Source organism: Sphingomonas sp. BK481 (assembly GCF_014194875.1).
Lineage (GTDB): Bacteria > Pseudomonadota > Alphaproteobacteria > Sphingomonadales > Sphingomonadaceae > Sphingomonas > Sphingomonas aerolata.
Genome location: NZ_JACIAP010000007.1, coordinates 41,556 through 52,969, shown reverse-complemented (window position 1 = coordinate 52,969; position 11,414 = coordinate 41,556). Strand labels below are relative to the sequence as shown.

At 68.8% G+C, this 11,414-nt stretch carries 13 protein-coding genes; 5 read left to right on the top strand and 8 right to left on the bottom strand.

The features are described 5' to 3' along the window. Positions 1–22 precede the first annotated feature (22 nt). A complete protein-coding gene (locus tag FHY04_RS14200; RefSeq protein WP_183936900.1) occupies positions 23–892 on the bottom strand; it encodes a 3-hydroxyacyl-CoA dehydrogenase NAD-binding domain-containing protein in 870 nt (289 codons plus the stop codon). A gap of 90 nt (positions 893–982) precedes the next feature. Here FHY04_RS14200 and FHY04_RS14195 point away from each other — a divergent pair, with 90 nt between their 5' ends. After that, positions 983–2,149 carry a DUF1176 domain-containing protein gene (locus FHY04_RS14195; RefSeq protein WP_183936899.1) on the top strand — a complete coding sequence of 389 codons (1,167 nt, stop codon included), beginning with the start codon at positions 983–985 and terminating at the stop codon, positions 2,147–2,149. A 133-nt stretch (positions 2,150–2,282) separates the two neighbouring features. Here the strand turns inward: FHY04_RS14195 and FHY04_RS14190 are convergent, their stop codons facing one another. From FHY04_RS14190 to ispG, 5 genes are read right to left on the bottom strand one after another with little or no spacing between them, the layout of a single operon-like run. Next, entirely contained in the window at positions 2,283–2,759 is a 477-nt protein-coding gene (locus FHY04_RS14190; protein WP_031440353.1) for a GNAT family N-acetyltransferase, read from the bottom strand. Continuing rightward, the gene (locus FHY04_RS14185; RefSeq protein ID WP_183936898.1) at positions 2,756–3,658 is read right to left on the bottom strand and encodes a DMT family transporter; all 903 of its coding nucleotides are present in this window, start codon (positions 3,656–3,658) and stop codon (positions 2,756–2,758) included. The genes FHY04_RS14190 and FHY04_RS14185 overlap by 4 nt, the downstream gene beginning before the upstream one ends. Continuing rightward, complete coding sequence (locus FHY04_RS14180) at positions 3,655–4,035, bottom strand: type II toxin-antitoxin system VapC family toxin (RefSeq protein ID WP_056407052.1); 381 nt, start codon at positions 4,033–4,035, stop codon at positions 3,655–3,657. The genes FHY04_RS14185 and FHY04_RS14180 overlap by 4 nt, the downstream gene beginning before the upstream one ends. Then, positions 4,032–4,262, bottom strand: coding sequence for an AbrB/MazE/SpoVT family DNA-binding domain-containing protein (locus FHY04_RS14175; RefSeq protein ID WP_043156878.1), 231 nt, complete (start codon positions 4,260–4,262; stop codon positions 4,032–4,034). Before FHY04_RS14175 ends, FHY04_RS14180 begins: the two co-directional genes overlap by 4 nt. Positions 4,263–4,298: 36 nt before the next feature. Next, a complete protein-coding gene (gene ispG, locus FHY04_RS14170; protein WP_031440350.1) occupies positions 4,299–5,438 on the bottom strand; it encodes a flavodoxin-dependent (E)-4-hydroxy-3-methylbut-2-enyl-diphosphate synthase in 1,140 nt (379 codons plus the stop codon). A gap of 115 nt (positions 5,439–5,553) precedes the next feature. On the opposite strand from ispG, the gene FHY04_RS14165 reads away from it, so the two are divergent. The 4 genes from FHY04_RS14165 to FHY04_RS14150 all read left to right on the top strand — a co-directional run bounded on the left by FHY04_RS14165 (position 5,554) and on the right by FHY04_RS14150 (position 9,142). Beyond that, positions 5,554–6,075 carry a DUF1993 family protein gene (locus tag FHY04_RS14165; protein WP_183936897.1) on the top strand — a complete coding sequence of 174 codons (522 nt, stop codon included), beginning with the start codon at positions 5,554–5,556 and terminating at the stop codon, positions 6,073–6,075. Between the two features lie 84 nt (positions 6,076–6,159). After that, entirely contained in the window at positions 6,160–7,341 is a 1,182-nt protein-coding gene (locus tag FHY04_RS14160) for an acyltransferase family protein (protein WP_183936896.1), read from the top strand. Positions 7,342–7,349: 8 nt separating this feature from the next. Then, complete coding sequence (locus FHY04_RS14155; protein WP_183936895.1) at positions 7,350–8,279, top strand: isoaspartyl peptidase/L-asparaginase family protein; 930 nt, start codon at positions 7,350–7,352, stop codon at positions 8,277–8,279. Further along, positions 8,276–9,142, top strand: a complete 867-nt coding sequence (locus FHY04_RS14150) for a S1/P1 nuclease (protein WP_183936894.1) — start codon at positions 8,276–8,278, stop codon at positions 9,140–9,142. The genes FHY04_RS14155 and FHY04_RS14150 overlap by 4 nt, the downstream gene beginning before the upstream one ends. A gap of 217 nt (positions 9,143–9,359) precedes the next feature. On the opposite strand, the gene pal is transcribed toward FHY04_RS14150, so the two are convergent. Next, positions 9,360–9,887 (bottom strand): peptidoglycan-associated lipoprotein Pal, encoded by a 528-nt coding sequence (pal, locus tag FHY04_RS14145; protein ID WP_031395926.1) that lies wholly within the window; start codon positions 9,885–9,887, stop codon positions 9,360–9,362. A gap of 52 nt (positions 9,888–9,939) precedes the next feature. Then, positions 9,940–11,295, bottom strand: a complete 1,356-nt coding sequence (tolB, locus tag FHY04_RS14140) for a Tol-Pal system beta propeller repeat protein TolB (protein ID WP_221211807.1) — start codon at positions 11,293–11,295, stop codon at positions 9,940–9,942. Between the last annotated feature and the right edge of the window lie 119 nt (positions 11,296–11,414).

The window sequence follows — 11,414 nt, the reverse complement described above, 5'->3', positions numbered from 1 at the left end:
CAAGGGTAAATAACCGATCTGGTTAGCGCGTCGGCACCGGCTCCGCCCCCGAATAGTCATAGAAGCCGCGCTTGGTCTTGCGGCCGAACCACCCCGCCTCGACATATTTCACCAGCAGCGGCGCGGGCCGGAACTTCGGATCACCGGTCCCTTCGAACAGCACGCGGGTGATCTCCAGGCAGGTGTCGAGCCCGATGAAATCGGCCAGAGTCAGCGGCCCCATCGGGTGATTGAGCCCCAGCTGGCACGCCAGATCGATGTCGCGCACCCCCGCCACGCCTTCGCCTAGTGCGAAGCACGCCTCGTTGATCATCGGCATCAGGACGCGGTTGACGATGAAGCCCGGCGCGTCGTTCGCATGCACGACCTGCTTGCCGAGCTTTTCGGCAAACGCCTCGACCGCTGCGACCGTTTCGTCCGACGTGGCGAGCCCGCGGATCAGCTCGATCGGCCGCATGACGGGGACGGGATTGAAGAAATGCACCCCCATGAACCGCGCCGCATCCGGCGCTGCCTGCGCCAGCCGCGTGATCGGGATCGACGAGGTGTTCGACGCCAGGATCGCGTCCGCTTTCAACACCTTGCCGACCTCGGCGAAGATCGTCCGCTTGATCGCCTCGCGCTCGGTCGCGGCCTCGACGACGATGAAACAGTCGCCCATCTCCGCGACGCTCGCGACCGGCTCGATATTGGCCAAGGTCGTCTCGCGGACGTCGGCGGTGATCTTCTCCTTCTCGACCAGCCGCGCCATCGCCTTGCCGATCCCCGCCTTGCCCGCCTCGGCCTGGGGCAGGCCCATATCGGCCAGCAGCACGCGGTAGCCCGCCTGCGCGGCGACCTGCGCGATCCCCGCGCCCATCTGTCCCGCGCCGATTACGCCGATCGTCTGCATCGCACTCTCCATCTCTATTGCCGGTTGTTCGACTATGGCCTCGCCCCTATCGAAGCGGGACCGTCGCCGCCAGACCGGTCAGGAGGTCGCATGCGCTATCCAGTTCTCGTTTCGCTTCTGCCCGTTTCGGTTCTGCCCGTTTCGGTTCTGGTGGCCGCGACGGCCTGCAGTCCCAGCGGCAACACCGGCGCGCCCAACGACGCCACCGTCCCGCTCGAAACCCCAGCCCGCCCCAAACCGCGCCCCGTCGCGCGCGGCGCCACCCCGCAGGCTCCCGCGGAGCCCGCCGTCGACTCAAAGGCACGCCCCCGCCCGACCAGCGTAAAGACCTTCGGCGCCTGGGGAATTGCCTGCGACAACGGTGCCTATTGCACCGCGGTCTCGATGGCGCCCGACGATTCGAGCATCGCAGAGCTGTCGATCGTCATCGAGCGCAGCCCCGCCGCCGACGCGCCCGTGTCGGTGACGATCGGCACGCCGGGCAGCGCGCTGCGCCGCGTCGTCGTCGCGATCGACGGCACCCCGCTCGCCAGCGGCAATCCCGGCGACGACCGGCGCTTCACCGTCACCGGCCCGGTCGCGATGACGCTCGCCCGCCGCCTCGCCACCGGCACCGCGATGACCGCGCGACTCGACGGCCGGACGATCCCCATCGTCATCACCGGCGCCGCCGCCGCGCTCCGCTATGCCGACGCGCAACAGGGCCGCGCGGACACCGCCACCGCGCTCGTCGCGACCGGCGACACGACGCCCGCGATCACCCCGCCCGCGCTCCCGACGATCCTCGCCGCCCCGCTCACCGACCGCCGCGCGCAGGCCCCCGCCGCGCCGCTCGTCGCGCAGATGCGCCAGCGTACCGGCTGCGCCGCGGACCAGTTTGGCCCCGTCACCAACGAGACCCATGCGCTCGACGCGACGACCGATCTCGTCCTGCTATCCTGCGGATCCGGCGCGTATAATGTCATCACCCGCGCGCTGATCGTCCGCGACGGCAAGGCCAGCGAAGCCCCATTCGACCTGCCCCCGCAATTTGGCGAACCCGGCGCGAAACCCGCACTCGTCAACGCCGGCTACGACCCGAAGACCGGACTGCTCAGCTCCTACGCCAAGGGCCGCGGCATCGGCGACTGCGGCGTCGGCCAGGACTATGTCTGGGACGGCACCCGCTTCCGCCTCGCCGAAATGCGCATGATGGGCGAATGCCGCGGCGCGATCACCTGGCCCGTCATCTGGCGCACCACAGTCGCCCGCAACTGACGCGCCTTCCTCTTCCGTCATCCCTTCTTCTTCCGTCATCCTGACGAAAGTCAGGACCTAGAGCCAAACAGGACAGCGCGAAGTAACTCTGGATCCTGACTTTCGTCAGGATGACGACCCCTCCGACGGCCCCCTACCGCCCCGCCAGCTTCACCAGCGCATCCCCCGTCAACCGCTGGATCGTCCAGTCCTCCATCCCCACCGCACCCAGCTTGCGATAGACCGCGATCGCATCCGCATTCCAGTCGAGCACCGACCATTCGAACCGCGCGCACCCGCGGTCGATCGCGATCCCCGCCAGATGCGCGAGCAGCGCACCGCCGACCCCCTGCCCGCGTGCCTCGGGCGTCACGTACAGATCCTCCAGATACACCCCGCGCTTGCCCGTCCAGGTCGAGAAATTGTGGAAGAACACCGCGAAACCGACCGGCCCGTCTGCCCCGTCCGCGATCACCGCCTCCGCCGCGGGGGCATCCCCGAACAGCGCCTCGCCCAGCGTCGCCTCGGTCGCCTCGACCGCATCGGGTTCGCGCTCGAACGCCGCGAGTTCACGCACGAAGCGCAGGATCGTGCCGGTATCGGCGCGGGTGGCGGAACGGATCTGGGTCATGCGGCGGCCTCCATCGACGTCTGCGCGATATCGCGCCGCCGCGCCGCATACAGGCATGCGACGACGATGACACCCGCGCCGCACGCGGTAAACGCCGACACCCGCTCGCCGAACACCAGATAGCCAAGCCCCGCGGCATAGACGAACGAGCTATATTCGGTCGTCGCCAGAAATCCCGTGTCGCCGTGCGCATAGGCCCAGCCGAGCAGCCACAGCGACGCGGTCGCCAGCCCCGCCGCCAGCAACAGCCGCGGCCATGTCGCCGCGTCGGGCAGCACCGCCAGCCACGGCGCCGCGAGCGCGAGCGTCGCGGTCACCACCAGCGCCTGGAAGAACGCGATCTCGCCCGGCCGCGCCGCCTGCGCCTGTACCCGCGCGATCACCAGATTGACCGCATAGAGCAGCGCTGATCCGAGCACCGCGGCGACCCCCGTCAGGCTCGCCGCCCCCGCCGCGCCCTCGCGACCATGCCCGATCATCACGATCCCGACCCCGCCCAGCGCCATGACCGACGCGACCACGACCCGGCGCCCGACGCGTTCGCCGAGCGTGACGGCGGCGAGCAGCAGCGCGAGGATCGGCGAGATGTAGGTCAGCGAAATCGCCTGCGCCATCGGCACGCGCGCCAGCCCCCAGAAGAACAGCAGTGCCATCGCCGCGGTCACCAACCCTCTGGCAAGATGGAGTTTCAGCGCCCGCCCGCTCGGCCGCCCGCTCCGCCCGAGCTTCCAGGCGACCGCCCCCAGCCCGACACTCGCCATCTGCCGCCAGAGCAGCGCGTTATACACCCCGATCCCCAGCACCAGCGACTTCATCACCGCGTCCATCACCGAGAACAACCCGATCCCGAGCGCGGCGACCGCAAAGGCCAGAGCAGGCGAAACGAGCCGGGCTGTCATCGAATCAGGCGGACTTCGATATCCAGATCGAGCCCGGCCCACGCGGTATCTGCCGTCAACACCGGCACCGCCAGGCGCGTCGCGAGCGCAAGGCACGCCCGATCACCGAGCGAGAGACCCAGCGGTCGCGTTGCCGTGCGCAACGTCGCCGTCCGCACCGCGTCTTCCGTGCCATAGGCGAAGCTCTCGATCGGCAGCGTCTTGAGCACACTCGTCACGTCATCCGCTGAAAGATCGAGGTCGATTACCTTCGTCATGATCTCGGCCAGATTGACGCTGGACAGGCAGAAAGGGCCATCGTCGCGAACCACAATATCGCCGCCCGGCTCACCGCGAAGATGGGCCAGCACGACCGACGCATCGATGACCTGTCTCATTCGCCCCAGTCGGCGCGTCGCTCGTGAAGAAACTGGTCGACGCTATATCCGCTCAGCCCGCGACGCAGACGCGCCAGCGCCGCATCGGGGTCCTCACGGCGAAGCAGGATGCCGTCGGCGTTCGCTTCGAGGACGATCGAGTCACCGTCCTTGATGCCCAATTCCCGGCGCAAGTCCGCCGGAATCACGATCTTGCCGCCAGTGATCACCTTGGCATGATAGGTCATGGCCGAGCCTCCAGTACCCGACGCATAGCACCGGACCTATTCCGCCGCCATCTCCGGCACCAGCGCCGCGACCGCCGCATCCGCGGCCTCGATCTCCGCCGCCTTGGCCTCGACCAGCTTGACGATGTGGTTCACCATGTCCGCGTCCTGGACATGATGGTCGGTGACCCCCGACAGATACACCATGTGCTTGCCGTTGCCGCCGCCGGTGATCCCGATATCGGTCTCGCGCGCCTCGCCCGGCCCGTTCACGACGCAGCCGAGCACGCTGAGCGACATCGGCGTGCGGATATGCTGCAACCGCTCCTCCAGCGCCTGGACGGTACGGATCACGTCGAACCCCTGCCGCGCACAGCTCGGGCACGACACGACACGCACGCCGCGGTTGCGGATGCCGAGCGCCTTCAAGATCTCGAACCCGACGCGCACTTCCTCCTCGGGCTCGGCCGACAGCGACACGCGGATCGTGTCGCCGATCCCGTACCAGAGCAGGCTGCCCATCCCGATCGCCGACTTGACCGTGCCGCCGACGAACCCGCCCGCCTCGGTGATGCCGAGATGCAGCGGGCAGTCGACCTGTTCGGCGAGCTGCTGATAGGCCGCGACCGCCAGGAACAGGTCGGACGCCTTCACCGCGACCTTGAACTCGTGAAAGTCATGGTCCTGCAGCAACTTGATGTGATCGAGCGCCGATTCGACCAGCGCATCGGGACACGGCTCGCCATATTTTTCGAGCAGATGCCGCTCGAGGCTCCCGCCGTTCACGCCGATCCGGATCGCGCAGCCATTGGATTTCGCCGCGTCGACGACCTCCTTTACGCGGCTCGCCGAGCCGATATTGCCCGGGTTGATCCGCAGGCACGCCGCGCCCGCATCCGCCGCCTCGAGCGCGCGCTTGTAGTGGAAATGGATATCCGCGACGATCGGCACGCGGCTCGCGCGGACGATCTGCTTCAGCGCGCTGGTCGATTCGACATCGGGGCAGCTGACGCGGATGATGTCGACGCCCGCCTCTTCGCATCGGCGGATCTGGTCGACCGTCGCCTTGATGTCGTCGGTCGGCGTGTTGGTCATCGTCTGCACGGTGACGGGCGCATCGCCGCCGACGGGGACGTTGCCGACCATGATCTGGCGGCTCGTACGGCGGGTGATATCGCGCCAGGGACGAAGGGACATGAAGATTCCTCGTGGGTTCACTGCCGTATATAGCGGCTGGACGCGGCGAGCGAAACAACGCTGGCACATGCCGCCGCACGGCCATAGGTTGCCGCATCTCAGCGGAGCCCGATCGATGACCCTCTCCCTCTACGATGCGACGATCCCCTCCAACCTCCAGGTCCTGCGCGCGCTCGACGCCCTGCTCGACAAGGCGGAAGCCTTCGCCGCCGAGCGCGGGATCGACCCCGCCACGCTGATCGACGCAAAGCTCGCCGACGACATGCTCCCCTTCGGCTATCAGGTGAAGTCGTGCGTCGCGCATTCGGCGGGCGGCGTGCAGGGCGTCCGTGACAGCGTCTTCTCCCCCGACCGCAGCGCCTGGCCGACCGATTTCGCCGGGCTCCACGCCGCGGTACAGGGCGCGATCGCGACGCTCGAGGGCTATGACCCGGCCGAATTCGACACGCTCGCCACCGCCGCGACGAAGTTCGAATTCGGCAGCTATGTCATGCCCTTCACCGGCGCGAACTTCCTTTTGTCCTTCTCGCAGCCCAATTTCTACTTCCACGCCAGCATCGCCTACGCGATCCTGCGCGCCCAGGGCGTCCCGCTCGGCAAGCGAGACTTCCTCGGCGTCCCCCGCATGGCCGCCTGACCGGGCCGGGCCGGGCGCGCCCGCGCCGGCGTGACGGGGCAGCGCGTGCTTGCAGCCCCGTCACCCGCCGCCTAGGGCGCTGCGATGACCCGGCATTACGGCATGGACTGGCTGCGGATCGGCGCCTTCGCCCTGCTGATCCTTTACCATATCGCGATGGTCTTCGTGCCGTGGAACTTCCATGTGAAGTCGCTGCATGTCGAGGACTGGGTCCGGCTGCCGATGCTCGCCACCAATGCGTGGCGGCTGACCTTGCTGTTCGTCGTCTCGGGCTATGCCAGCCGCGCGCTGCTCCGCCGGTCGAGCGGCCCGGTCCGCTTCTTCGCGACGCGCTGCTACCGGCTGCTCGTGCCGCTCGCTTTCGGCATCCTCGTCATCGTCCCCCCGCAACCCTGGGTCGAGCTCGTCACCCGGCACGGCTATGCGGGCAGCTACTGGACCTTCTGGACGCACGACGCCTTCCGCTTCGCCCCGCTCGACGGCCTGTGGCTGCCCGCCTGGAACCACCTCTGGTTCGTCGTCTATCTCTTTGTCTACACGACGGTCCTGACGCTCGGCGTCGCGCTGGTCCGGGGCCCGCGCAGCCTGCGCAGCCATCAGAATGTCCGCAGCCGCGGCGCGCAGCGGCTCTTTGACCGCGTCTTCGGCGGCTGGCTCGTGCTGCTGCTGCCGCTCGCCTGGCTGGTCTTCGTGCATGGCTGGTGGTTCCAGATGGCGGCCGAGAGCCAGGCGCTGCTCGGCGACTGGATCGCGCACATCACCTATTTCCCCGCCTTCCTGTTCGGCTTCGGCCTCGCGCGCTCCGAACCCGCGATCGCCGCGATCGCGCGGCTGTGGAAGGTCGGCGCCGGGCTCGCGCTGCTCGGCTATGCGACGATCCTCGGCATAGAGCTCGGCTGGCCCGCCGGAATTGCGAAGCCGCACTGGGTCTATACCGCCTACGGCATCGCGCATGCGCTTGAACAATGGGGCGGAATCGTCGCGCTGATCGGGCTCGCCGAACGCCATCTCAACCGCGACCATCGCTGGCGGCCGATGCTGACCGAGGCGGTGTTCCCCTTCTACCTGATCCACCAGACGATCATCGTCCTCGTCATGTACGCACTGCTCCCCGCCGGCCTTCCCGGCTGGGCGGAGTTCACGCTGCTGCTGGTCGCGACCGTCGCCGGCTGTTTCGCCTTCTACCGGATCGGCCGCAGGGTCGTGCCCTTGCGCCCGCTGATCGGGCTGCGTCTCCACCTTCGTCCCACCCCGCCAACCTTGTGAAAGCCCCCATGCCCCAACCCAACTGGACCCTCGTCATCCACGGCGGCGCGGGCAAGCTCGACCGCGAAATGCTCTCCGCCGAGCAGGATTCGGGCGCGCGCGCCGGCCTGTCGCGCGCACTCGACGCCGGCGCCGCGGTGCTCGCGGGCGGCGGCACCGCGCTCGACGCGGTCGAGGCCGCGGTCCGCGTGCTCGAGGATGATCCGCACTTCAATTCGGGCCGCGGCGCGGTCTTCACGCATGACGGCGGGATCGAGCTCGACGCCGCGATCATGGACGGCCGCACGCGCGCCGCGGGCGCCGTCGCCGCCGCCACCGCGACTCGCAGCCCGGTCGGCCTCGCGCGCGCGATCCTCGACGACGGCCGCCACGTCTTCCTCGCAAGTACCGGCGCCGACGCGTTTTCGCGCGAGCACGGCCTCGAACAGGCGGATCAGGACTGGTTCGCCACCGACGAGCGCCGCCGCCAGTTCGCCGAGCTTCAGGCGAGCGGCGACATGTTCGACGTTGACATGAAATACGGCACCGTCGGCGCGGTCGCCTGCGACACGCACGGCCATGTCGCCGCCGCTACCTCGACCGGCGGCGTCACCGGCAAGCGCTGGGGCCGGATCGGCGATTCGCCCGTCATCGGTGCCGGTACCTTCGCCGACGACCGCGCCTGCGCGGTGTCGTGCACCGGCTCGGGCGAGTTCTTCCTGCGCGTCGGCGTCGGGCATGAGATCGCCGCGCGCGTCCGCCTGACCGGCGAGTCGCTTCAGGCCGCGACCGAGGCGGTCCTCGCCGAAGTCCGCGCGCTCGGCGGCACCGGCGGCGCGATCGTCGTCGCCCCCGATGGCACCATGGCCTGGTCGTTCACCACGCCGGGCATGTACCGCGGCACCGCGTCTGCAAAGGGCGCGCGCAACGTCGCCATCTACGCTAGTGAGCAGCCATGATTCGCAAGCCCCTGACCGCGCTCGGCCTGCTCGCCGCGACCGCGCTGACCGCCGCCCCCGCCACCGCTTATTGGGAATATGGGCATGAGACGGTCGCGCAAATCGCCTATGCCAATGTCGCGCCGCGCACGAAGGTCGCGATCCGCCGCATCCTCGCGCAGCAAGTGCTGCTCGACACCCCCGAATGCCCGGCCGGCACGATCGAAGAGGCAAGTGTCTGGGCGGATTGCATAAAGCCGCTCAAGACCGCCGACGGCAAATCGCGCTTCGGCTTCGCGTACAGCTGGCATTACCAGAATGTCGATGTCTGCGCGCCGTTCGACCTGACGCCTGCCTGCAAGGACGGCGACTGTGTCTCCGCGCAGATCGACCGCGACGTGAAACTGCTCCGCGACCGCAGCACCTCGCCGCACGACCGCGTCCAGGCGCTCGCCTTCCTCATCCACTTCGTCGGCGACCTGCACCAGCCGCTCCACGCGGGCGATCGCCACGACAAGGGCGGCAACGACGTGAAGACCGATTACGGCATCTACGCCCCCGCCCGGCTCAATCTCCACTCGGTCTGGGACGGCACGCTCGCCGAACGCGCAATCTCCGCGCCACCCTCGCTCGTCCGCCGCTACCCGGCCGCCGAACGCGCGCGCATCGCCGCCGGCACCGTCGCCGACTGGAGCCGCGAAAGCTGGCAGGTCGCGCACGACGTCACCTATGCCTCGGCGCTCGGCGGCGACGCCTGCGCCCCCGTCCCCCCGCGCGTGAAGCTCGACGAAGCCACGATCGCCCGCATCGCGCCCGTCTCCCGCGAAGAAGTCCGCAAAGGCGGCCTCCGCCTGGCAAAACTCCTAGACAAGGCCCTGACCTAAACCAGACCCCCTCTCCCCTCGGGGGAGAGGGAGGGGCCCATGCGCCCTTGCGCATGGGAGGGTGAGGGCACGAGGCTCAAGCCCCGCCGTCATTCCCGCGAAGGCGGGAACCCAGACCGGCTACCCTCGCGACCATGCCCGACCGTCAGCCAGTCTGGATCCCCGCCTCCGCGGGGATGACGGCAGGAAAGGCCCCCGAAGGGCCCGCCCCCAGCCCTCAGTTCAGCACAATCGTGACCGCCCGGCGGTTCTCCGCCCAGGCCGCATCGTCCGACCCCTGCGCCACCGGCCGCTCCGAGCCATAGCTGATCGTCGTCATCCGCGACGCCGACACGCCGCGTGCCGCGAGGTAGTTCTTCGCCGAATTGGCCCGCCGGTCGCCCAGCGCCAGGTTATACTCGCGCGTGCCGCGCTCGTCGCAATGCCCCTCGATCGTGATCCGGACATTGGGGTTGCGCGCCAGCCACTCGGCCTGGCTGTCGAGGATCGCGCGCGCGGTCGGATCGATATCGTACATGTCGAGCGCGAAATTGACCGTGTTGCTCTGCACCGAGCGACGGAAATCGGCGTCCGACCCGGGCACGATCGCGCCGTTGGCGCCGCCATTGGCCAGCCCGCCGGTCGGATCGACGCCCGCCGACGAATCGACGGGGGCGGGCGGCAGGGTCTCGGGGCGCTTCTTGGCGCAGCCCGCGACGGCGATCAGCGCGGTCGCGCACAGCAGCGTTGTCGTAAACTTGGCCATCACATCTTCTCCCGTGGTCGGAACATATTCCAACATAGATTACATAATCGGTCTAGGGCCGCAGCGGGCCCCAGGCTGGATCCGACCCGTCGAGGGGGGTCGGAATCTTGCGCTCGTTGACGCCCGTCAGGTCGACGGACCACAGATCCGCCTTGCCCCCGCCGCCGCGTCCCGAGCGGAAGAAGTTGATCACGCGGCCGTTCGGCGACCAGCTCGGCCCCTCGTCCTGCCAGTCGTTGGTCAGCAGCTTCTCGCCCCCGCCGCTCGGGCTCATGATCCCGATCCGGAACCCCCCGCCGAGCTTGGTGAACGCGATCAGGTCGCCGCGCGGGCTCCATACCGGCGTCGCATAGCGCCCGCCGCCGAAGCTGATCCGCTGCTGGTTCGATCCGTCCGCGTTCATGACATAGATCTGCTGCCCGCCCGACCGGTCGCTCTCGAACACGATCTTCGATCCGTCGGGCGAATAGCTGCCGCCGGTATCGATGCCGGGCGAATTGGTCAGCCGCTGCGGCGCGCCGCCCTGGCTCGACACGCGGTACACGTCGGTATTGCCGCCCTGCGCCATCGAGAACAGGATGTTGCGGCCATCGGGCGAGAAGCGCGGCGCAAAGGTCAGGCTGGCATTCTGCACCACGAGCCGCTGCCGCCCGGTGCCGATGTCATAGACATAGATCGCCGGCCGGTTGTTCACATAGCTCATATACACGATCGACTGCTGGTTCGGCGCGAAGCGCGGCGTCAGCACGATCGACTGGCCGTTGGTCAGGAAGCGGTGGTTCGCACCATCCTGGTCCATGATCGCCAGCCGCTTGATCCGCCGGTTTTTGGGTCCGGTTTCCGAGACATAGACGACGCGGCTGTCGAAATATGCGCCCTCGCCGGTCAGTCGCGTATAGACCATGTCCGCGCATTTATGCCCGGCACGCCGCCAGTCGGACGGCGGCACGACGAACCCCTGCCGGGTCAGCTCGGCGCGCGACGACACGTCGTACAGGTAGCAGCCGACCGTCAGGTTCCCGTCGCCATTCGCGCGGATGAAGCCCTGCACCAGCGCCTGCGCACCCGTGCTGCCCCAGTAATCGAACCCCGGCGCGGTAACCTCGGGAAAGCCGATCGCGCGCAGCTGGCCGGGGGCGAGCGGCGTGAACAGCCCCGAATTGCGCAGGTCGTTGGTGACGATATCGGCCAGCTGCCGCCCGAGCACGTCGGTCGACCCCGCCGGCGTCGACACCACCGCGGACGTCGGCATCACCGGCACCGCGATCGGCATCGGCGCGGAGATCCCGCCCGTCACGTCGACCACCAGCCCGCCGGACTGATCCTCCGCCGCCGCCGGCGTGCCCGCCTGCGGAACGGGCGCCGGCGCATCCTGCGCACTGGCCGCACCGCCGGCAACGAGTCCCAACACGCCGACCGAAGCAAGCACCGCCCTCACCCCAGACCCCACCCCGGCGAAGGCCGGGGCCCAGCTGGGAGACGCTGCTGCAAGCACGGTGCGCGCCGTCACGAAAACCTCTCCACCTG

Bases quoted from the DNA above. Each gene is read 5' to 3' on its own strand.
- FHY04_RS14200 (WP_183936900.1), bottom strand. From the start codon at position 892: ATGCAGACGATCGGCGTAATCGGCGCGGGACAGATGGGCGCGGGGATC.
- FHY04_RS14195 (WP_183936899.1), top strand. From the start codon at position 983: ATGCGCTATCCAGTTCTCGTTTCGCTTCTGCCCGTTTCGGTTCTGCCC.
- FHY04_RS14190 (WP_031440353.1), bottom strand. From the start codon at position 2,759: ATGACCCAGATCCGTTCCGCCACCCGCGCCGATACCGGCACGATCCTG.
- FHY04_RS14185 (WP_183936898.1), bottom strand. From the start codon at position 3,658: ATGACAGCCCGGCTCGTTTCGCCTGCTCTGGCCTTTGCGGTCGCCGCG.
- FHY04_RS14180 (WP_056407052.1), bottom strand. From the start codon at position 4,035: ATGAGACAGGTCATCGATGCGTCGGTCGTGCTGGCCCATCTTCGCGGT.
- FHY04_RS14175 (WP_043156878.1), bottom strand. From the start codon at position 4,262: ATGACCTATCATGCCAAGGTGATCACTGGCGGCAAGATCGTGATTCCG.
- ispG (WP_031440350.1), bottom strand. From the start codon at position 5,438: ATGTCCCTTCGTCCCTGGCGCGATATCACCCGCCGTACGAGCCGCCAG.
- FHY04_RS14165 (WP_183936897.1), top strand. From the start codon at position 5,554: ATGACCCTCTCCCTCTACGATGCGACGATCCCCTCCAACCTCCAGGTC.
- FHY04_RS14160 (WP_183936896.1), top strand. From the start codon at position 6,160: ATGACCCGGCATTACGGCATGGACTGGCTGCGGATCGGCGCCTTCGCC.
- FHY04_RS14155 (WP_183936895.1), top strand. From the start codon at position 7,350: ATGCCCCAACCCAACTGGACCCTCGTCATCCACGGCGGCGCGGGCAAG.
- FHY04_RS14150 (WP_183936894.1), top strand. From the start codon at position 8,276: ATGATTCGCAAGCCCCTGACCGCGCTCGGCCTGCTCGCCGCGACCGCG.
- pal (WP_031395926.1), bottom strand. From the start codon at position 9,887: ATGGCCAAGTTTACGACAACGCTGCTGTGCGCGACCGCGCTGATCGCC.